Raw genomic sequence first — 20,360 nt, 5'->3', positions numbered from 1 at the left:
GTTGTGCTAAAATTTCAGCAATAAAAATTAATTAAAATATATGACATATGCGGCAATGGCAGCAATAAATGTAGCGAGAACAACCCCTCTGGCTCTGTACTCTCGATCGTATTTTAGGAAGCCAAAAAAGGCCGCAAGATTTGGCAAAGCACCCAACGTTAACACGGTCCAAAAACTACCACTTTTAATATAAAAGTCTAGTGTTTCTGAAATGTTAGTGCCTTTTATGAATGATACAATGCCTAAGCAAATCAAAATACCAACAGCATTCGCTATAATTCCGGTTATAAATCCTATTCCAATTTCTTTTTTCATTTATATGTCCCAAGTATTAATGTCTTTTATGGCATGGTGTGCAGTTAAATCGAACTGCACTGGTACCACAGATACATAGCCATTTGCTAGTGCCCACTCATCTGTATCTTCGCCTTTGTCTTTGTTGATGAATTCGCCAGTAAGCCAGTAATAATCGCGTCCTAACGGACTTGTACGTTTGTCAAAATTTTCTTGCCAATACGCATTAGCTTGTCTACACACTTTTACTCCCTTAATTTCACTTTCAGGAAGTTTTGGGATGTTTACATTTAAGACCACTCCATTGGGCAAACCTTGTTTAAGACATTGCTCCACCATGAGTTTAATGTATTTTTTTGCAGGTTCAAAATCTGCGTCTAAGGAGTAATCTAATAATGAAAAACCAATAGAAGGGATACCTACGGTACCAGCTTCTACTGCGGCACTCATGGTGCCACTATAAATAACATTAATAGAAGAGTTACTGCCGTGATTTACGCCACTCACACACAAGTCTGGTTTTCTATCTAAGAGCTCGTTGATGGCAATCTTAACACAATCTACAGGCGTACCACTACAGCTGTACTCTTTTTGTGGTGCATCTTTGGCTACTTTAATACTATTACAGTAGAGTGTGTCGTTAATAGTTATGGCATGACCCATGGCGCTTTGTGGTGCATCCGGCGCAACAACCACTACGTTTCCAAAGGTGTTCATGACTTCTATGAGTGTTCGTATACCAGGAGCGGTAATACCATCGTCGTTAGTAACTAAAATTAGCGGCTTTTTTGAACTCATATAAACAATGTTTGTCTCACAAAAATACAGTTATTAATTGTATCATGGAACCTAGAAGAAATAACATTTTTTTTGCTTCCATTAACAAAAAAATAGCACTTATAAAGAGGCGTGGCACGGTTTTTTATATATTTTTAGCAATCTTATAAAAGAATATTCTATGCAATTGATGAAAAAGAATTTTAAAGTGCTTTTGTTGGCTGTTTTTGTAGCAGCAGCATCGTGCAGCTTTACAACCAAAAGTTTTGATGACCCGGAGAAGGATAAGTTATTAGTAGACTTAGTGACTTATGTACTTGATAAATGGCACTATGATGCAGCAGATTTAGATGATGCTTTTTCTGTAGCTGTGTACGACAAGTTTATTGAGGGTGTAGATCCTATTAAACGCTATTTCTTACAAAGCGATATCGACGAGTTTGAGAAGTATAAAGAGACTATCGATGATCAAATTAAAGTAAAAGATTTGTCTTTTTTCAATTTTGTATACGAGCGTTTAATGTTACGTATGGATGAGTCTAAAAAAATGTATCAAAAGGCATTAGACAGGCCATTCGATTATACCATAGACGAAACCATTAATGTAGATTACGATAAATCTACTTACGCAACCACCAAAAAAGAATTGCAAGCCCGTTGGAGACAACAACTTAAATTTTCTACCATCTCAAATTTCTACGACTTATTAGAAGAAAAGGGATCTGTTGAGATTCGTAAAATGGAGGCGGCAAAAGAAGGGAAAGAGTACATTGCCACAGGAAATGAAGATTTAACAGAGAAGGAGCTTGAAGAAAAATCTAGAAAAACAACACGTACGAGTCTTGACGAGTATTTCGATTTCACAGATGACTTAGAACGTAAAGATTACTTCGCTATTTTCTTGACAACTATTGTAGAGCAGTTTGATCCGCACACCAATTACATGGCACCACCCGATAGAGATCGTTTCGATCAGCGTATGTCTGGAAAGCTTGAAGGTATTGGAGCAAGACTTCAAAAGAAGAACGACTACATCAATGTGATGGAAGTCATTAGTGGAGGACCTGCTTGGCGTGGAGAGCACATCGAAGTTGGCGATATTTTATTGAAAGTAAAACAAGAAGATGAAGTAGAGGCTGTAAGCATCGTAGGTATGCGTATCGATGATGCTGTAAAATTAATAAAAGGCCCAAAAGGATCTAAAGTGATTCTTACCGTGAAAGGAGTAGATGGTTCTATTCGTGAGGAAATTATCAAGCGCGATGTAGTAGAGCTTGAAGAAACTTATGCAAAATCTACAGTGATTGGTAAAGAAGAAAAAAGCTACGGTTTAATCAACCTTCCGGCATTTTATTTCAATATGCAGAACTACAAAGAGCGTAATGCAGCTACAGATATTAAAAAAGAAATTTTAGAACTTAAAAAAGAAGGCATTGAAGGCTTGGTTTTAGATCTTCGTGATAATGGAGGTGGATCTTTACGTACTGCTGTAGATATTGCCGGTTTGTTTATTAAAGAAGGTCCGGTGGTGCAAGTTGCAAGTAGTGGCGATGAAAAAGAAGTGCTAGAAGATAAAGACGATGCTGTTATCTGGGATGGTCCCTTGGTAATTTTAGTGAATGAGCTTTCTGCTTCTGCTTCGGAAATATTAGCAGCCGCAATGCAGGATTATAAAAGAGCCATTATCATTGGCAGCACGCAAACCTACGGAAAAGGAACGGTTCAAAATGTAGTAGATCTTAACCAATGGTTGCGTAACAACGACCAAGGAGATATGGGAGCATTAAAGTTAACGACTCAAAAATTCTACAGAGTAAATGGTGGTTCTACACAATTAGAAGGTGTAAAAAGTGATGTGGTAATGCCAGATCGCTATAGCTACTTTGATGTAGGAGAACGCGATTATGACAATCCGCTACCTTACGATAAGATATCTCCAGCTGACTACGAAGTTTGGGATGGATATATGGATTATGAGGCTACGATTGAGAAAAGTAAAAAGCGTATTGCTATGAGCAATCAATTAAAATTAATTGAAGAAAACGCGCGATACATCAAGAAACGTCGTGACCAAATGGATGTAACACTCAACTTAACAAAATACAGTGAAGAGATTTCTCAAAACAAAGAAGACATCAAGAAATTTGATGCTTTAGACGAATACGACAACAAGTTAAGTTACAGATCACTCCCAGGAGAACTAGACTTAATGCGTCAGGATACTACTCTTAGTGAAAAACGTAAAAGATGGCATAAAAGCTTAACGAAAGATGTGTATGTAGATGAAGCTATCAACGTGTTACAAGATTTAAAATTAGCGAACATCAAAAACGGAAAAGTAGCTAAGATTAAAAATTAAACATTCAAAATATCTCTTAAAACCTGCTATTGTAAAACTAGAATAGCAGGTTTTTTTGTGCCTAAGTTTTGCTACATTTACGATGTGAAAAAAGCCACATCATTATCACAAATAGCCTTTCAAAAGTTTCGTAAAAACTTCTGGGGAATGCTCTCTGTAAGTTTCTTGATCGTATGTGTATGTGTTGCTGTCTTTGCCTACGCATTGGCACCAGACGATAGTGCCAATGCCAACCAAATGCATTTGTCTATTCACTCTAAACAGCCTGGTTTTAGGGTGCAAATGTTAACAATACCTATTGCTGTTGATAAGCAAAATGGTTTGTATACTTTTTTCTTCGGAAATAAGAATGCCAATACAGAAATTCCTTTGAGTGACTATGAAGTTACCGACTCGGGGATTTTGATTTCTGAATATACCGAAGACGGATCTGGACTTCAAAAAGAGTTCGTACTATCTCAATTTCCAAAAGCTTCACATCCTAACCAAATTGCGAGTACTTATATTTCAGAACAAAAATTTATACTCGGCACCGATAAGTACGGACGTGATTTATTAAGCAGGATGCTTATTGGGATTCGTATTTCTTTGGCTATTGGTTTTGTGGCTGTATTTATCTCCTTGCTTATTGGAATTAGCATGGGCGCGATAGCTGGTTATTTTGGAGGAAAAGTGGATGCGGTGATTATGTGGATTATTAATGTTACATGGTCTATTCCTACCTTATTGTTAGTTATTGCCATTACATTGGCGCTTGGTAAAGGGTTTTGGCAAGTGTTTATTGCGGTAGGTTTAACCATGTGGGTTGAGGTGGCAAGAGTCGTGAGAGGGCAGGTGTTAAGTGTAAAAGAAATGCAATATGTAACCGCAGCAAGAGCGCTAGGGTTTACAGATTACAGAATTATCACCAAACATATATTACCCAATATTATGGCACCTGTTATAATAATTAGTGCCGCCAATTTTGCAGGAGCTATTTTAATAGAAAGCGGACTCAGCTTTTTAGGAATTGGCGCCCAACCACCCATGCCTAGTTGGGGAGGAATTATAAAAGATCATTATAGTTATATCGTACTTGGCAAACCCTATTTGGCCATTATTCCTGGATTAGCTATTATGAGTTTGGTGACTGCCTTTATGTTGGTGGGGAATGCATTAAGAGATGCATTGGATGTGAAAAATTAAAAACAATGAAAAGAAAATACATATATCCCATTGCTGTAGTTATTGTTACTGTTGTTTTGTATTACTTGAAAGAAGCAGGAGAAGAGTCGATCAAAGAATATCCTGAGACTACTAAAGAAGCCAAGGTTGAGAACTCCAAAGAATTTGATGTTTCCTTATTACCATCCTCAACAACCGGAGCTATTGTTGCACATAACAGTTACACCTTGTCTTATTCAGAAAAGCATGAGCAAGCAGAGTGGGTTGCTTATTCTTTACAAGAAAAACACATTAAAAAAAACAATTTTAAGCGACCCTACTTTATAGAAGATAGGGATGTGAAAACAAAATCTGCAGATTGGCGTAATTATAAAAAGAGCGGATATGATCGTGGTCATTTGTGCCCAGCAGGCGATCGAGGGTATGATTACAACGCGTATTTCGAAACTTTTTTGACCAGTAATATTAGTCCACAAATACATGGTTTTAATGCTGGTATTTGGAATAGTTTAGAACAAAAAGTGCGCTATTGGGCTGGAAGGTATGATGATGTTTTTGTGATAACTGGAGGTGTTTTAAAAAATGGGCTCAAAACCATTGGGGAAGAAAGAGTGTCTGTGCCGCAAGAGTTCTATAAAATTGTGGTAGATCGCTCAAAAGGGCGTTATAAAGTTGCGGCTTTTTTGATTCCAAATAAAGAGACAAAAGACTCATTTTATAAATACGCAACTACTGTAGATGCTATTGAAGCAAAAACAGGTATTGACTTTTTTCCTGATTTACCAGATGCCGTTGAAAACAAACTTGAAGCATCAAAGGATATGAAATTTTGGGAATAGCTTTTAAAAACCAATTATAATAATTTGATGCACCCAGTCTCACAAAAATAAAGTTTGGGTTTTCTAAACGCCTTCGCACTATATTTTGTACTGAAAAAATTACAAAATAATAGTGCTCGCCACCCCAATGGTTACGTATAATAATAATTTGAAGCATCCAGTCTCACAAAAAAAAAGTTGAGTTCTAACTACGCCTTCGCACTATATTTTGTGCTAAAAAAAATTACAAAATAGTAGTGCTCGCCACCCCAATGGTTACGTATAGTAATAATTTGAAGCATCCAGTCTCACAAAAATAAAGAGTAGGATGGTGAAGCCCCATAGTCCGGAGCCTCCGTAGCTAAAGAAGGGGAGTGGTATTCCGACGGTTGGGAAAAGACCCGTTACCATTCCTACATTCACGAAAAAGTGAAAGAAAATAATAGCAGCAACGCTATAGCCGTAGACTCGAGAAAACTGATTCTTTTGCCGTTCGGCAAGGACTAGCACCCGAACAATTAAGAACACAAATAAAAGGACTACTCCTAGGCTACCAATAAATCCCCATTCTTCACCTACCGTACTAAAAATATAATCGGTATGTTGTTCTGGTACAAAATCACCTTTGGTTTGTGTACCTTCTGTCCAACCTTTCCCAAACCAACCACCACTACCAATGGCAATTTCACTTTGGTTGGTATTGTAGCCAATCCCTTTGGAATCGGTTTCTTTCCCTAAAACAATATTGAAACGGTCTCTATGGCGTTGCTCAAAAACATTGTTAAATATATAACTAACAGAAAATGCAAATCCGACACAGGCTACCGCAATGGTAGCGTATTTAAACAAACTCGGTTTGCGTTTTTGCTTTTTATTCTTGAGGTAGATGCCAGCAGCAATAACAGCCACGATCAATGCTACCCAGGGTGCTCCTATGAGTAGTGTTCCAACAAATAATGCAGCCGCGAAGAATCCTAATAATAAGTACACAAAGTGAAGCCCCTCTCGATAGAGCGGAAATATAAATGCGGCATAGATAAGCGCGCTTCCAGGATCTGGTTGTGGTACGATGAAAATTGCTGGAAGCGCTAAGATTAAGAATGCTTTTAATTGGTCTTTAAACGTATCCATGTTGGTTTGTATGTCACTTACATACTTCGATAAGGCCAAAGCAGTTGCCGCTTTTGCAAATTCACTAGGTTGTAATCCAAAACTCCCAAAGTTATACCAAGAGGTTGCTCCATTAATGTTTTTTCCAAATAGGAAGAGCCCTAACAAAGAGACTAAGGATATGATATAAATAATACTGGAAAAGCGTTCATAGAACTTGGCGTCTATGGCCAAAATAAAAATGACCAAACCAATACTTAATACGATAAATAATAACTGTCTTATGTAAATCTGAGTGATATCAAAAAAGACGGTAGTGTCATCGCTCAAAGAAGCAGAGTAGATGTTAATCCAGCCAATAGTTACCAATGCTAAAAACAATAACATGGTAATCCAATCAAATTTGAGGGTGCTTTTTCCTAGTGACATTATTGATTTATTTTAAATGGTTCTCCCGAATAGGGTTTGGCATATTCTTCTTCTAGACTACCATTTAAAACATAGGCTTCCATGTCTTTTCTCGTAATTTCTCCTTTGATATATTTTTCGATCATAAGGCTGGCAATTCTTCCTGCCCATCGTGCTCCCCAGTATCCATTTTCAACAAATACAGCAATGGCAATTTTAGGATCGTCTTTGGGCGCAAAGGCTACAAACACAGAGTGGTCTGTTAATTGTTTTACGCTGCCATCTATTTTTCTGAAATTTTCTGCCGTACCTGTCTTACCACAAATGTCGATTCCGGGAATTTGTAAAAAAGTAGCGGTACCGTCAGTGTATACTTCGTGCATCCCTTCTATAACAGGATCAAAATGTTTGGGGTCTATGGAGGTTATATTTCTTTGAGTATATACACTTGGAATGGTATCATAATCTTGAATTTCTTTTATAATGTGCGGACGAACCCACCAGCCTTTATTTGCTATGGCCGAAGTGAAATTTGCCATTTGTATTGGGGTTAATAATACCTCTCCTTGACCAATAGCGTTAGAGATAGTGGCAGTGGCATACCAATTATTGGTGGGGTATTTTGCATTGTAGGTTTTGGAGCTTGGTATTTTTCCTCGACTTCCTACAGGTAAATCATAGCCCATGTAATTTCCTAATCCAAAACTCACCAAATGGTTACGCCAGTTATCGATTCCCTTTTGAGGAGTTTCGTATTTTTCAATCACTCTTCGATACACCGTACAGAAATAGGCATTACAAGATTTGGCAATTCCTCCTTGCATGTCTAACGGACTACGGTGCGCATGACAGCCTAGTTTACGTCCTCTTTTTCCATAATAATACCCACCTCTACAAGAGATTTTCTCATTAATATCTACCACATCCTCTTGCATGGCGATAAGTGCTGTAAGTGTCTTGAAGGGGGATCCTGGTGGGTATTCAGCCTTAAGTCCTCGGTCAAATAATGGAATTGCTATGGTGTCATAATAGAGTTTTGTAAAGTTTTTTGAACGCTCTCTTCCTACCAATAAACCTGGATCATAATACGGCGCAGTAACGAGCGATAATATTTCACCTGTCTTTGGTTCTAATGCTACAATACCACCTCGTTTGTTTGTGAATAGTTGCTCGCCGTAGGCTTGTAAAGCTGCATCTATGGTAAGTGTAATGTCTTTTCCGCGTTCTGGAAGGGTGTCAAAAATACCATCCTTGTAAGCGCCAATATCTTTATTAAATCGGTCTTTCTGAATGTACTTAACTCCTTTGGTACCTCTTAGAATTTCTTCGTATTGTTTTTCAATACCGGTCATACCAATAATTTCTCCCATCTCATAGGCGGGATTTTTATTGATGATGTTTTGATCTACTTCACGTATGTAGCCTAATACATTTGCAGAGTGGGTAATTTCATAATCACGTAGCGATCTCTTTTGAATAAAAAAGCCATCGTATTTGTGCATCTTTTCTGAAAGCGCAGCGTATTCTTCTTTGGTGAGTTGCGGAATTACTGGAGATGCCAATCGAGGAGAATAGCGTCTCGCCGCACGTAGTTTTTCTTTAAATTGTTCTTTTGAAATTTTAAGTAAATCGCAAAATTCCAAAGTATCCATTTCTTTGACTTCTCTTGGAATAACCATCACATCATACGAAGGCTGATTTTGGACCAAAAGTGTTCCATTTCTATCAAAAATATAGCCGCGTTGTGGAAAATCGTAGACCGTTTTTACAGCATTATTTTCAGAAAGTTTTGCAAAAGAAGTATCGTAAATTTGAAGATAGAAAAGTCTGCCGGCAAAAACGAACCCAGTTATTAGTACAATGAAAAGCAATAAAAATTTTCTCATCTAAAATTTCAGCAGCACCCCTTCAAAAAGGGATTATTTAATTTTCTTTCTTTCGAAACAAAAGTAGTACACATAGTATCAGCAACACGCTAAATACTCCAGAAAATAACGTAGATTTTAGGATAAGAAGTATGTGTGCTGTGTTAAAAATTTCTAAGGTAAATAATACACTGTGATGCAAGAATACCATGAGGGTAACATACAGCAAACGTTCTGTAAAGGTGACTTTGTTAAGTTTTACTGCATTATACTCGTAACTAACTCCAAATGAGAATTTTAGAATTGCAGGTCGTATAAATGCTATAAACACACTTGCAGCCGCATGTACCCCGCCAGAATTAGAGAAAATATCTATACCTAAGCCCAATAAAAAGCCTAAAAAAATCAAGAGGGTTTTATTGCCGTCAAATGGAAATAATAAAATAAAGATGAGGTATAAATATGGATTTACAAAGCCTAAAAAATTAATGTGATTTAGTACAATGACCTGCAGTAGTAACAGCCCAATAAAGCGAATGATATTGATTCCAATTTGATTATTCTGCATCTTCGTCTGCTTCTAGTTGAACAATCTCTTCTTTGTTTGGATTTTCAATAACGTATACATGACTTAGGTTGGTCATGTCATTAAATAATTGCACATCGATGGTGTAGCTGTCTTCATCTCCAATGGTGAAATCTGCTACCGTTCCAATTAAAATGCCTCTGGGAAAAATGGAAGAATTCCCTCCCGTAATAATGGTGTCGCCTTTCGCTACAGGGGCTAATTTTGGGATTTCTACAAGTTGCGCAATGTTAGGGTCTTTTGCATTCCAGGTTAAAAATCCAAAATGCTTACTTTTTTTAAGTTGCGCATTGATTTGGCTATTGCTATTTAAAATAGACTGCACTCTTGCGTAATTGGCGCTTACTTTATTAGTGATACCCACCAAACCTCTTGAGGTAATAACACCCATGTCTATGGTTAAACTATCACTGCTTCCTTTGTCTATGGTAATGCTGTTATTTGTTTTGGCATACACATTGTTAATCACCCGGGCTCCTACAAATTTGAAACTATTTACTAAAAGCGTATCTTCTGTATGAATACCTGCTGAAATTTTAGCGGTTTCAAACTGTGCTCGTAGCCTACTATTTTCTTCTACAAGAAACTCATTTTGCTTTTTAAGATCGAAATACTGAGTAATGTTATTCGTTATGCTATAAATACCACCGCTAAAAAAATTGGTAGAACTTACCAGTTTGCTATTGTGATAGGAATGTGATTGTAGCGTAAGTATAAACCCAATAAAAAATAAAAACGCAAACAGCAGGAAATTTTTGTTCTTAATGAAGAATGAAATTATTTGCTGCATGAATCTATCCTGTCAAGCGACAGTGCTTTTTTAATTTAACTATAGGTTGTCACTATGCACCAAAATTAGGTAGCAACCTTTTGGGGATAATGAGATGTTTGATGTCTAACTTTTACCAATCAATACACTCTTGTACTTTGTCAAGTTTTTAAGTGTAATTCCAGTTCCACGTACTACGGCACGCAATGGATCCTCGGCAATATAAACGGGTAAATCTGTTTTTTGAGACAAACGTTTGTCTAGTCCGCGTAACATAGATCCACCACCTGCTAAGTAAATTCCTGTATTGTATATATCTGCTGCCAATTCTGGAGGTGTTTGCGATAGTGTTTCCATAACGGCATCTTCGATACGTAAAATAGACTTGTCTAGTGCTTTTGCAATTTCTCTAAAACTAGCTTGTACTTGTTTTGGTTTTCCAGTAAGTAAGTCACGTCCTTGGATGGCCATTTCTTCTGGTGGAAGTTCTAGGTCTTCTGTGGCAGCACCAATTTGTATTTTAATTTTTTCTGCGGTTCTATCACCTACATACAAGTTGTGTTGCGTTCGCATGTAGTACACAATATCGTTGGTAAATACGTCTCCCGCTACTTTTACAGATTTATCGCACACAATACCACCCAATGCTATTACAGCAATCTCTGTGGTACCACCTCCAATATCAACCACCATGTTTCCTTTAGGTTGCATGATGTCTACACCAATACCAATAGCTGCAGCCATAGGTTCGTGAATAAGATATACTTCTTTTCCGTTTACACGTTCTGCACTTTCTTTAACCGCACGCATTTCCACTTCGGTAATTCCACTAGGGATACATATCACCATTCGTAACGAAGGCGTAATCCATTTTTTCTTTAACGCTGGAATGTCTTTGATGAACATGTTGATCATCTTCTCACTCGCATCAAAATCTGCAATGACACCATCTTTTAGGGGCCTAATTGTTTTAATGTTTTCGTGTGTTTTGCCCTGCATCATGGCAGCTTCTCTACCCACCGCTATTATTTTACCCGTGGTGCGATCACGTGCAACTATAGATGGGGCGTCTACTACTACTTTGTCATTATGAATAATAAGGGTGTTTGCCGTTCCTAAATCTATGGCAATTTCTTCGGTGAGGAAGTCAAAAAATCCCATGTGTGCTATTGTGGTGTTATAATTATATGAATTTCTGTGGGTTGATACACAAATGTACTAAAATTTAATGCTTAAAATGACGTGTTCCGGTAAATACCATAGAAATACTATTTGCATTGCAATAATCAACACTTAATTGGTCTTTAATCGACCCTCCAGGTTGTATTACTGAAGTAATTCCTGCATCACCTGCAATCTCCACACAATCTGGAAATGGGAAAAATGCATCACTTGCCATAACCGCACCTTTTAAATCGAAATTAAAATTTTGAGCTTTTTCAATAGCTTGTCTTAATGCGTCTACTCGTGAGGTCTGACCAGTTCCACTTGCGCATAACTGACCATTCTTTGCTAAAACAATAGTATTTGATTTTGTGTGCTTGCAAATTTTAGAAGCGAACAACAAATCTTTTAACTCTTGCGTACTTGGTTTATTGTTGGTTGCATGTGTTAAATTTTGGGCAGTATCGGTGATATTATCTCTGTCTTGCACCAAAGCACCATTGAGACATGTTCTTACTGTAGTTTGAGGAAGTGAGATTTCCTTTTGTACCAATAAAATTCTATTTTTCTTACCCTTTAAAATTTCCGTAGCATCACTTGCAAAAGAAGGAGCAATCACTACTTCACAAAATAGCTTGTGAATTTCTTCTGCCGTAGCAGCATCAATCTCGGTATTACAAATTAAAATACCTCCAAAAGCAGAAACAGGATCTCCAGCCAAGGCATCTACATAAGCTTGGTGCACGGTCTCTCTTTGTGCAAAACCACAAGCGTTGTTATGTTTTAAAATGGCAAAAGTGGGCGCTTCTCCAGTAAATTCGTTCATGAGGTTTACCGCAGCGTCCACATCAAGTAAATTGTTGTAGCTTAGTTCTTTTCCATGCAGTTTGTCAAACATGGCATCAAAATCTCCAAAGAAGAATCCTTTTTGATGCGGATTTTCTCCATAACGCAATACGTTTCCTTTTGTTTCTGAAACTTTAAGCGCCGCAATCTCGTTATTTGCATTAAAATAGTTGAAGATAGCAGTATCGTAGTTCGAAGAGATATTAAACGATTTTGCTGCAAAACGTTTGCGTGTTGCCATAGAGATTGCTCCGTGGTTTTCAGAAATCACCTCTAAAAACTCATTGTAATCTTCCATAGAAGAAACACAAATGGTGTCTTTAAAGTTTTTGGCTGCTGCTCTAATCAGTGAAATACCACCAATGTCAATCTTTTCAATAATATCCTGTTCTGTTGCACCGCTGGCAACTGTTTTTTCAAACGGGTACAAATCTACAATCACCACATCTATTTGCGGGATGTTGTATTCGGCCATTTGTCCTATATCTCCTTCGTGATCTTGTCTGTTTAAAATGCCTCCAAAAACTTTTGGGTGTAATGTTTTTACACGACCTCCTAAGATGGATGGGTAGTCTGTAACATCCTCTACAGGAACCACATTAATCCCCAAATCATTGATGAATTTCTGCGTTCCTCCAGTAGAATAAATGGTAACGCCAAGGGCATCTAATTTTTGAACAATAGGTGCCAAACCATCTTTATGAAATACAGAAATTAAGGCTGAGGAAATTTTTTTGATATCACTCATGAGTGTTGTGTTTTTGGTGAAATGAAAAAGATTGAAATTTTAAGGTGCAAAAATACACAATAACGCCTATTATTTGTAACAAATCTCGATGGTTTGCGTCATACGTTTTATCAATATCCAAGTGTTTTAAAATCAAAAGCTGTCATTGCGCCTTTGTTTCCTATGTTTGGATGTTTTTTGATTTGTTAATAGGCATTTCATAACTTTATAAAATTAGATTTTTGTTGTAGTTTGTACCTCTTATTACTTCGGAAATTTTATAGGGGAGTCTTCTGTTTTAGAAGGTTGCAAATAACACAAAATAGCTACTATGTTAATCTATCTTAGGGTTTTAAAAGAGAGTTTCAATTTTGCGATAAGCGCGCTTGTTAATAATAAGTTGCGTACTTTTTTATCCTTATTGGGGGTTACCATTGGTATCTTTTCCATCATTGCAGTACTCGCTGCGGTAGATTCTTTAAAAAGTGAAATTGAGGGTAGTATTAGCTCACTAGATAACAGCACCATTTTTTTAGGACGTTTTTCTTTTGGTCCCACCGATGTGCCAAGATGGAAACGAGAACAATTTCCAGATGTCACCTTTGACGAGTACAAATTATTAAAAGATGCAGTTCCCAATGTAAAAGCTGCCTCTTTTACCATTAATGTTGGAAGAGAAGTTGTAAAGTATGAAGATAAGTCGGTAAGTAATGTAGAAGTTGCTGCTGTTACCGAAGGGTATTATGATATTGAATCCTTACAGCTTGGCCAAGGACGATTTTTTAATGAATCTGAATCAAACAGCGGAACTCCTGTAGTGGTATTAGGGGATGAAATTGCTTCGTCTTTATTTGAGGATGCCGAATATGCACTCGGAAAAAAAGTACGCTTGTACGGAAGAAAGTTTGTAGTAATTGGAGTTCTAGAAAAAGAAGGGAGTGGTCTTTTTGGAGGATCAAAAGATACCTCGGTATTTATTCCGTCTAATGTCATTCGAAGGATCTATGGAGATAATAACAAATTTATCATTCCTTTTATAGTTATTAAACCTGAAAAAGGTATTGATAATGATGAGTTTATTGCCTTGTTAAAACAGCGACTCCGTCTAGCTCGTGGTATAAAAACCGATGAAGTAGATAGCTTCTTTGTAAATCAGCTTCAAGGCTTCGCAGACTTTATAGATGACATTACAGGAACCCTTAACATGGTTGGTTTGTTTATTAGTTTGTTCTCACTGTTGGTGGGTGGCTTTGGTATTGCTAATATTATGTTTGTGAGTGTAAAAGAACGCACCAACCTCATTGGAATTCAAAAATCGTTGGGGGCAAAAAATAAATTTATCTTGTTCCAATTCTTGTTTGAAGCCGTAATTCTTGCCGTAATTGGAGGAATAATCGGTCTTGTATTTGTGTATTTTGTCTCCATAATTGCCTCGCAGATGGCAGGAGATTTTGAGTTTATATTATCTACAAAAAATATGCTTATTGGTACGATCATTTCAGCAGCGATTGGACTTATTTCTGGTATACTTCCTGCAATTTCTGCTTCTAGATTAGATCCTGTAGAAGCGATACGAACGGGAATGTAAGATTAGAAGTTTATGAGTTTATAGGTTTATGAGTTTAGAAGTTGGATTGAATTTATAAACTTTTAAAGGACCAAGAACCAAGACTAAAAAGTATTCACTACTCAGTGGCAGTTGGCAGATGAATTAATTTGATAATTTGAAAATGTGTCAATTTGAAGATTCAATTCTTAAACTTTGACTCTTTACCCCTTTGAACCTTTACTCCTTTGAATAGAACAACGACTAACGACCAAAGACTATTTTACAACATGGTAGCTATTTGCTCATTAACCCAGGTTAAAAAGGTTTCGTCTTCTGGAGTGAAAGGATCTGGAGTGTTAGAATCTATATCTATTTGTCCAATATTTTTCCCGTCTTTAAATAAAGGGATGACAATCTCTGCTTTAACAGTGATGCTGCATGCAATATAATTGTCTTGCGCTTTAACATCGGGTACCACAAAATTTTCATTACTCACAGCTACTTGTCCGCAAATACCTTTTCCGAAAGGAATTACAGTATGATCTGTAGCTTCTCCAGCGTATGCTTTTAGGTGCAATGTTTGTGCTTCATGATTGGCAAAATAAAAGCCAACCCAATCGTAATAAGAAATATTTTCTTTTAAAAGCGTGCAAATTTCTTCCATACGTTGTTCTGGACTATTTGCTGTATTCTGAATAATTGTAGTAATTTGATTTTTTAAAGTTTCAGAAATCATATGAAGCGTTTTTTTGGTAAAAGTATTTCAAAGGAGCTATATCTGCCAAATGCGAATGCCTTATTTTTGATAAAATTCTAGTATTAATTCAAGTAGAAGTAAAATATTTAGTGCAATCACTGTTTACAAAATATAGATCTGTTATTCGCTTTGTCGTACTCTTTTTATGTACTTACATAGTACTTAGTATGGGGTATCTCTTTTATTTGAGTATGACAGACAATCTACAAAAGCCAGATCCAATAACAAACTTGGTGGCAAAACAAAGTAGTTTGGTCTTAGCACAAGTTGGCTATGATGCGCAAGTGATAGCGCATGAGTCTAAACCACAAATGAAATTATTGGTAGACAATACTCACATTGCAAATATTATTGAAGGGTGTAATGGTGTGAGTATTATGATTTTATTTGTTGCTTTTGTCATTGCTTTTGCAGAAAAGTTTAAAAAAACAGCTTTGTATATATTGGCGGGGACGGCACTTATTTATGCTGTTAATATTCTACGTATTGGGGTTTTGGCAATTGCTTTGCAAAAGTATCCAGCATATGAGAGTATGTTACACGGAGTAGTATTTCCAGGAATGATATATGGTATGGTGTTTCTATTATGGATGTTTTGGGTACGCTCTTTAAAAGGTAAGTACTAATGCAGTTAGCTTTAAAAATATTTGTGGGTGTTTTGCTATTATTTTTGATGGTGGCCATACGTACTTATGAGGGTGTTCTTTTTTATGATCCCTTACTTTCTTTTTTTAAAACCAATCATACAACGCTGCCATTACCTGAGTTGCATATTCCAAAATTGGTAGCATTTACCATGCTAAGGTTTTTGATGAATTCATTGCTATCTATTGCTTTGCTTTGGGTGGTGTTTAAAAAACATACGATTGTAAAACTCTCTGGAATGCTGTATGGCTTATTAGGGGTTATACTGCTTGTTGTTTTTGTTGTATTGTTATATACTGCTCAAGAACCACCACATAGACTATTGTTTTATGTGCGTCGTTTTTTAATTCAACCGATTTTTCTTTTGGTATTATTACCTGCTTTTTATTTTCAAGGACTCAAAAAGTAATGTTTTTTGTATTTTTGTAATCTAAACATGCAACAATGAAACACCTAACATATTCTTTATTTCTGGCGACTACGCTTGTTCTTTTTTCTTGTAAAAATGAATCTTCAACAAAACACCCTGAAGTTAAAACTCCCCCTACAGAAACAGCCGTCATTGACGAAGGAGTTGTTGAGGATATTTCTTTTAAAACAAAAGAAATTAAGATTGCTTTTGAAAATTATATTGCTTTAAAAAATGCTTTGGTAAATACAAATGCAAATGATGCAAAAGAAAAAGCAATGACCTTTAAGAATAACATAGAAAAAATTCAAAATGCGAATCCAAAAATGGGTATCCTTGCGAAGGAAATTATCGAAGCTGGCGATATTAAAAAACAGCGCCAAAGTTTTGGAGACCTCACTTCTTTTATGGAAGAAATGATTGCAGGAGATATAAAAGATGGAGCTGTGTTTAAACAATTTTGTCCTATGGCGTTTAACAATAAAGGGGCTTACTGGTTAAGCAATTCTAAAGAAATTAGAAACCCATATTTTGGAGATAAAATGCTAAAGTGTGGTAGAGTAGCTGAGGAAATTAACTAGAACTTAGTATATAGCTATTCTAATTTTTGTAATTTTACCACGTGAAACACATCATTTCCATATGTTTATCCTTACTATTACTGCTTAGTAATACAGGAATTGCCTATGCACAACATTTTTGTGGTGATTTTGAAATGATGTCAAAAATCACTTTGGGCCACGAACGTCTTTCTTGTGGTATGGCCGAAGTGGTAGATAGTTGTGACGAATCTCATGAAAATGAATCTCATTCTTGTTGTAACAACCAATATACGCAAGTTGATGTAGACGATACTGTTACGCATACTGCTTTTGAATTTCAATATCCACCCATCTTTGATATTGTAAAAATTCCCCTTTTTAGTGTTACTTCGGAAATTGGAACACTTCAAAAAGATGTTGTTTACACGAAATATCATCCACCTCCACTTATAAAAGACATCCCCCTTCTTTTTGAAACATTTTTAATTTGATATAGCCCTTGCTAGGATTACTTAGCACAGTTTTTCGCATGTACTATTTTGTTTGCATGCCAATTTAATACTATCAAATAAATAAAAATGACACATACCTATCATATTCAAGGAATGACTTGCAATGGTTGTAAAGCATCTGTAAAAAAGGCCTTTCAATCTATTGAAGGGGTGCAAGATGTTGTTGTAGTTCTCGAAAAAGAGATCGCTACGGTAACCATGACAAAGCACATTCCAATTCAAATAATTAAGGAAGCGCTTCCTTCAAAATTTACACTTTTTGAACCCACTAATATTTCAGAAACACCCAAAGAAAATAGCTTTAATAGTCTAGAAGATGTGATTGACAACAACGTTTCAAAATGGGAACAATTAAAACCATTGTTTTTAATTTTTCTCTGTTTGGTTTTAGCAACGCTTGCACTCAACTTTAAAGATTTTAGCTTCACAGAAGCTATGCTCGATTTTATGGGATTGTTCTTTTTTGTATTTAGTCTATTTAAGTTTTTCGACCTCAAAGGCTTTGCAAGTTCTTTTGCAATGTATGATCCAATTGCTAAAAAAGTGCCCGTGTATGGAAAGATATATCCATATATAGAATTAGTATTAGGATTTTTGTTGTTATCGCAATTTCAATTGCCAATAGCTTTGCTTGTAACCTTTATAATTCTTAGTGTTACAACCCTTGGAGTAACAAAAGTCTTACTTCAAAAAAAGGACATTCAATGTGCTTGTTTGGGTACTGTTTTAAAATTACCCATGACAGAAGCTACTTTTATTGAAAATAGTATCATGATCTTCATGGCAGTACTCATGCTTTTAAAATTATATGTGTAATGAAACAGCTATTATATACTATACTACTGGCACCTATGTTGGTGTTTTCTCAAGAGAATCTAACAGGAACAATTGTAGAGATACAAAACGATACAGAGGAACCATTACCTTTTGCCAATGTGTTTTGGTTAGATTCTGAGATTGGTGCTGTCACTGATCTCGACGGAAATTTTAATATCAAATATGCTTCCCAATATTCAAAATTGGTGATTAGCTATGTGGGATATACCACAGATACCATAACGGTTACAAATCCTAATACACCCATTAAACATGTATTGCGATCCAAGGGAACATTAGATGAGGTTGTTTTAAGATCTAGGATTAAAGCCACTTCAAAATCGTATTTACAGGCCGAAAATGTAATCAATATAAGTAGTGCAGAGTTGTTAAAAGCTGCTTGTTGTAATCTTTCAGAAAGCTTTGAAACCAATCCATCTATCGATGTAAATTTTCCAGATGCAATTACAGGAACAAGACAAATTCGTATGCTGGGTTTAACCAATCCATATACGGTTATTACCACCGAGAATATTCCTTCGGTACGAGGTGCTTCTCAGGCCTACGGACTCAGCTTTATTCCTGGTACTTGGGTAGAAAGTATTCAAATAACTAAAGGCGCGGGAAGCGTAGTTAATAGCTTCGAGAGTATTGCAGGTCAAATTAATACAGAATTGGTAAAACCTAGTACAGACGATAGAATTTTTGTGAATGCCTTTAGAGCTTTGGGTGGTAGACAAGAACTCAATGTGCATCTCAATACCAAAGTAACAGATATGTGGAGTACTGGATTATATGTGCATGAAAATAATAGAAACAGAAAAAATGATAGAAATAATGATGGATTTTTAGACAATCCACTTGCCAACCAAATTAATGTAATGAACCGTTGGCAATATGCAAATCCAAAAACAGGGCTTGTTAGTTTCTTTAACCTTAATTATTTAAAAGACGATAAACAAATTGGACAAACGGGATTTGTGCCAGAACGTGATCGCGGTACTACACAAGTTTGGGGAGGAGAAATTGAAACACAACGATACGGAATTACTGCAAAAGTAGGATATGTGTATCCAGAAATGCCCTATCAATCTATTGGGGTTCAGGTAGCTGTCAATAGACATGAACAAGATTCTTATTTTGGATTAAGAGACTATAACATCTTGCATGATAGTGGCTATGTAACAGGAATATTTAATTCAATTATAAGCGATTCTAGGCATAAATTTAAAACCGGAATTACAGCTGCTTATGATGATTATACAGAACTTGTGGAGACCACAAATTATGAAAGAACAGAGCAAAGTATTGGTGCCTTTTTTGAATATTCGTTTGATGATTTAGAGAACTTTACCATGACTGCGGGTCTTAGAGCAGATACCCATAATTTATTAGGGACTTTTGTAACACCAAGATTTCATGCGCGCTACACCCCATGGGAAAAAGCAGCTTTGCGTGCTTCTTTTGGAAGAGGAAAAAGAAGCGCCACCATCTTTACCGAAAATCAGTCGCTTTTTGCAACGTCCAGGGCTATTTCTATTTCAGATAACGGCGGACCCATTTATGGCTTAGCACCAGAGATTGCTTGGAATTATGGAGTTTCTTACCTACAAGGATTTAACGTATTGGATCGTAAAGGAGAAGTGAGTGTTGATTTTTACAGAACAGATTTTCAAAACCAAGTGGTAGTAGATTGGGAAGACCCAAATCAAATTCGCTTTTATAATGCAGAGAACGCAACCACAGCCAATAGTTTGCAAATAGATTTTAGCTACAATCTATTAGAGCGTTTTGATATACGTACAACCTATAAGTATTATGATGTTCAGACAGAGTATGCTTTTGGTAGAGAGCGCAAACCATTAACACCCGAACATCGATTTTTTGCAAATGCTTCTTATGAAACGCTTACTGTAAATGAAGCCTTATGGAAATTTGATGTAACGTTTAATTGGTTAAGTTCACAACGCTTTCCGAACACACAAAACAATGATGCTACATTTCGATTGCCAGAAAATAGTCCATCTTTAGGTACTTTAAATGCGCAAATAACAAAAGTGTTTAGTTCAAAATTTGAAATCTATATTGGCGGCGAAAACATAACAGATGCCAGACAAGACAATCCAATTTTGGATGCAGAAAATCCTTTTGGTTCAAATTTTGATACTACCTTTGTATACGGTCCGATATTTGGTAGTAATTATTATGCAGGACTACGTTATAAAATCAACTAAAATTTCAGA

General features: G+C 36.3%; 19 protein-coding genes. 10 read left to right on the top strand and 9 right to left on the bottom strand.

Annotated features, from left to right (window positions below):
- Nucleotides 1–27: 27 nt before the first annotated feature.
- Both ACY2RS_RS01670 and surE read right to left on the bottom strand, forming a co-directional pair.
- Nucleotides 28–315, bottom strand: a complete 288-nt coding sequence (locus ACY2RS_RS01670; RefSeq protein WP_490096857.1) for a hypothetical protein — start codon at nucleotides 313–315, stop codon at nucleotides 28–30.
- Nucleotides 316–1,092: a 5'/3'-nucleotidase SurE gene (gene surE / locus ACY2RS_RS01665; protein WP_490096856.1), complete on the bottom strand. Its 777-nt coding sequence runs from the start codon at nucleotides 1,090–1,092 to the stop codon at nucleotides 316–318.
- Nucleotides 1,093–1,261: 169 nt separating this feature from the next.
- On the opposite strand from surE, the gene ACY2RS_RS01660 reads away from it, so the two are divergent.
- The 3 genes from ACY2RS_RS01660 (at nucleotide 1,262) to ACY2RS_RS01650 (ending at nucleotide 5,433) form a co-directional block, all read left to right on the top strand.
- A complete protein-coding gene (locus ACY2RS_RS01660; protein WP_490096855.1) occupies nucleotides 1,262–3,430 on the top strand; it encodes a carboxy terminal-processing peptidase in 2,169 nt (722 codons plus the stop codon).
- 147 nt (nucleotides 3,431–3,577) lie between these two features.
- Entirely contained in the window at nucleotides 3,578–4,615 is a 1,038-nt protein-coding gene (locus ACY2RS_RS01655; RefSeq protein ID WP_490097090.1) for an ABC transporter permease, read from the top strand.
- A gap of 5 nt (nucleotides 4,616–4,620) precedes the next feature.
- Nucleotides 4,621–5,433 (top strand): DNA/RNA non-specific endonuclease, encoded by an 813-nt coding sequence (locus ACY2RS_RS01650; RefSeq protein WP_490096854.1) that lies wholly within the window; start codon nucleotides 4,621–4,623, stop codon nucleotides 5,431–5,433.
- A gap of 255 nt (nucleotides 5,434–5,688) precedes the next feature.
- Here ACY2RS_RS01650 and rodA read toward each other — a convergent pair whose 3' ends face one another.
- The 6 genes from rodA to purH all read right to left on the bottom strand — a co-directional run bounded on the left by rodA (nucleotide 5,689) and on the right by purH (nucleotide 12,908).
- The gene (gene rodA / locus ACY2RS_RS01645; protein ID WP_490096853.1) at nucleotides 5,689–6,951 is read right to left on the bottom strand and encodes a rod shape-determining protein RodA; all 1,263 of its coding nucleotides are present in this window, start codon (nucleotides 6,949–6,951) and stop codon (nucleotides 5,689–5,691) included.
- Nucleotides 6,951–8,816: a penicillin-binding protein 2 gene (gene mrdA / locus ACY2RS_RS01640; protein WP_490096852.1), complete on the bottom strand. Its 1,866-nt coding sequence runs from the start codon at nucleotides 8,814–8,816 to the stop codon at nucleotides 6,951–6,953. The genes rodA and mrdA overlap by 1 nt, the downstream gene beginning before the upstream one ends.
- 37 nt (nucleotides 8,817–8,853) lie before the next feature.
- The gene (locus ACY2RS_RS01635; protein ID WP_490096851.1) at nucleotides 8,854–9,363 is read right to left on the bottom strand and encodes a rod shape-determining protein MreD; all 510 of its coding nucleotides are present in this window, start codon (nucleotides 9,361–9,363) and stop codon (nucleotides 8,854–8,856) included.
- Complete coding sequence (gene mreC, locus ACY2RS_RS01630) at nucleotides 9,353–10,171, bottom strand: rod shape-determining protein MreC (protein WP_490096850.1); 819 nt, start codon at nucleotides 10,169–10,171, stop codon at nucleotides 9,353–9,355. The genes ACY2RS_RS01635 and mreC overlap by 11 nt, the downstream gene beginning before the upstream one ends.
- 105 nt (nucleotides 10,172–10,276) lie before the next feature.
- Nucleotides 10,277–11,311, bottom strand: a complete 1,035-nt coding sequence (locus ACY2RS_RS01625; protein ID WP_490096849.1) for a rod shape-determining protein — start codon at nucleotides 11,309–11,311, stop codon at nucleotides 10,277–10,279.
- A 64-nt stretch (nucleotides 11,312–11,375) separates the two neighbouring features.
- Nucleotides 11,376–12,908, bottom strand: coding sequence for a bifunctional phosphoribosylaminoimidazolecarboxamide formyltransferase/IMP cyclohydrolase (gene purH, locus ACY2RS_RS01620; RefSeq protein WP_490096848.1), 1,533 nt, complete (start codon nucleotides 12,906–12,908; stop codon nucleotides 11,376–11,378).
- A 310-nt stretch (nucleotides 12,909–13,218) separates the two neighbouring features.
- Here purH and ACY2RS_RS01615 point away from each other — a divergent pair, with 310 nt between their 5' ends.
- Nucleotides 13,219–14,475: an ABC transporter permease gene (locus ACY2RS_RS01615; protein ID WP_490096847.1), complete on the top strand. Its 1,257-nt coding sequence runs from the start codon at nucleotides 13,219–13,221 to the stop codon at nucleotides 14,473–14,475.
- A gap of 241 nt (nucleotides 14,476–14,716) precedes the next feature.
- On the opposite strand, the gene ACY2RS_RS01610 is transcribed toward ACY2RS_RS01615, so the two are convergent.
- Nucleotides 14,717–15,172 carry a GAF domain-containing protein gene (locus tag ACY2RS_RS01610; RefSeq protein ID WP_490096846.1) on the bottom strand — a complete coding sequence of 152 codons (456 nt, stop codon included), beginning with the start codon at nucleotides 15,170–15,172 and terminating at the stop codon, nucleotides 14,717–14,719.
- Between the two features lie 110 nt (nucleotides 15,173–15,282).
- Here ACY2RS_RS01610 and xrtF point away from each other — a divergent pair, with 110 nt between their 5' ends.
- The 6 genes from xrtF (at nucleotide 15,283) to ACY2RS_RS01580 (ending at nucleotide 20,351) form a co-directional block, all read left to right on the top strand.
- Entirely contained in the window at nucleotides 15,283–15,819 is a 537-nt protein-coding gene (xrtF, locus tag ACY2RS_RS01605) for an exosortase family protein XrtF (protein WP_490096845.1), read from the top strand.
- The gene (locus ACY2RS_RS01600) at nucleotides 15,819–16,247 is read left to right on the top strand and encodes an exosortase F system-associated membrane protein (RefSeq protein WP_490096844.1); all 429 of its coding nucleotides are present in this window, start codon (nucleotides 15,819–15,821) and stop codon (nucleotides 16,245–16,247) included. Before xrtF ends, ACY2RS_RS01600 begins: the two co-directional genes overlap by 1 nt.
- 35 nt (nucleotides 16,248–16,282) lie before the next feature.
- On the top strand, nucleotides 16,283–16,828 hold the full coding sequence (locus ACY2RS_RS01595) for a DUF3347 domain-containing protein (RefSeq protein ID WP_490096843.1): 546 nt from the start codon (nucleotides 16,283–16,285) through the stop codon (nucleotides 16,826–16,828).
- 41 nt (nucleotides 16,829–16,869) lie between these two features.
- Complete coding sequence (locus ACY2RS_RS01590; protein ID WP_490096842.1) at nucleotides 16,870–17,280, top strand: HYC_CC_PP family protein; 411 nt, start codon at nucleotides 16,870–16,872, stop codon at nucleotides 17,278–17,280.
- 87 nt (nucleotides 17,281–17,367) lie between these two features.
- Nucleotides 17,368–18,117 carry a heavy-metal-associated domain-containing protein gene (locus tag ACY2RS_RS01585; RefSeq protein ID WP_490096841.1) on the top strand — a complete coding sequence of 250 codons (750 nt, stop codon included), beginning with the start codon at nucleotides 17,368–17,370 and terminating at the stop codon, nucleotides 18,115–18,117.
- Nucleotides 18,117–20,351, top strand: coding sequence for a TonB-dependent receptor (locus tag ACY2RS_RS01580; protein WP_490096840.1), 2,235 nt, complete (start codon nucleotides 18,117–18,119; stop codon nucleotides 20,349–20,351). The genes ACY2RS_RS01585 and ACY2RS_RS01580 overlap by 1 nt, the downstream gene beginning before the upstream one ends.
- Nucleotides 20,352–20,360: the final 9 nt, after the last annotated feature.

This window comes from Patiriisocius sp. 208BN25-11 (genome assembly GCF_058147145.1).
The sequence above is the reverse complement of the archived record's forward strand: the minus strand, read 5'-3'. Positions and strand labels throughout refer to the sequence as shown.

What these genes read in the sequence shown, in the direction of transcription:
- purH (WP_490096848.1), bottom strand. Translation starts at nt 12,908, where the DNA reads ATGAGTGATATCAAAAAAATTTCCTCAGCCTTAATTTCTGTATTTCAT.
- ACY2RS_RS01615 (WP_490096847.1), top strand. Translation starts at nt 13,219, where the DNA reads ATGTTAATCTATCTTAGGGTTTTAAAAGAGAGTTTCAATTTTGCGATA.
- ACY2RS_RS01635 (WP_490096851.1), bottom strand. Translation starts at nt 9,363, where the DNA reads ATGCAGAATAATCAAATTGGAATCAATATCATTCGCTTTATTGGGCTG.
- ACY2RS_RS01625 (WP_490096849.1), bottom strand. Translation starts at nt 11,311, where the DNA reads ATGGGATTTTTTGACTTCCTCACCGAAGAAATTGCCATAGATTTAGGA.
- surE (WP_490096856.1), bottom strand. Translation starts at nt 1,092, where the DNA reads ATGAGTTCAAAAAAGCCGCTAATTTTAGTTACTAACGACGATGGTATT.
- mreC (WP_490096850.1), bottom strand. Translation starts at nt 10,171, where the DNA reads ATGCAGCAAATAATTTCATTCTTCATTAAGAACAAAAATTTCCTGCTG.
- ACY2RS_RS01585 (WP_490096841.1), top strand. Translation starts at nt 17,368, where the DNA reads ATGACACATACCTATCATATTCAAGGAATGACTTGCAATGGTTGTAAA.
- ACY2RS_RS01580 (WP_490096840.1), top strand. Translation starts at nt 18,117, where the DNA reads ATGAAACAGCTATTATATACTATACTACTGGCACCTATGTTGGTGTTT.
- ACY2RS_RS01660 (WP_490096855.1), top strand. Translation starts at nt 1,262, where the DNA reads ATGAAAAAGAATTTTAAAGTGCTTTTGTTGGCTGTTTTTGTAGCAGCA.
- ACY2RS_RS01600 (WP_490096844.1), top strand. Translation starts at nt 15,819, where the DNA reads ATGCAGTTAGCTTTAAAAATATTTGTGGGTGTTTTGCTATTATTTTTG.
- ACY2RS_RS01610 (WP_490096846.1), bottom strand. Translation starts at nt 15,172, where the DNA reads ATGATTTCTGAAACTTTAAAAAATCAAATTACTACAATTATTCAGAAT.
- ACY2RS_RS01655 (WP_490097090.1), top strand. Translation starts at nt 3,578, where the DNA reads ATGCTCTCTGTAAGTTTCTTGATCGTATGTGTATGTGTTGCTGTCTTT.
- mrdA (WP_490096852.1), bottom strand. Translation starts at nt 8,816, where the DNA reads ATGAGAAAATTTTTATTGCTTTTCATTGTACTAATAACTGGGTTCGTT.
- ACY2RS_RS01650 (WP_490096854.1), top strand. Translation starts at nt 4,621, where the DNA reads ATGAAAAGAAAATACATATATCCCATTGCTGTAGTTATTGTTACTGTT.
- rodA (WP_490096853.1), bottom strand. Translation starts at nt 6,951, where the DNA reads ATGTCACTAGGAAAAAGCACCCTCAAATTTGATTGGATTACCATGTTA.
- ACY2RS_RS01670 (WP_490096857.1), bottom strand. Translation starts at nt 315, where the DNA reads ATGAAAAAAGAAATTGGAATAGGATTTATAACCGGAATTATAGCGAAT.
- ACY2RS_RS01595 (WP_490096843.1), top strand. Translation starts at nt 16,283, where the DNA reads ATGAAACACCTAACATATTCTTTATTTCTGGCGACTACGCTTGTTCTT.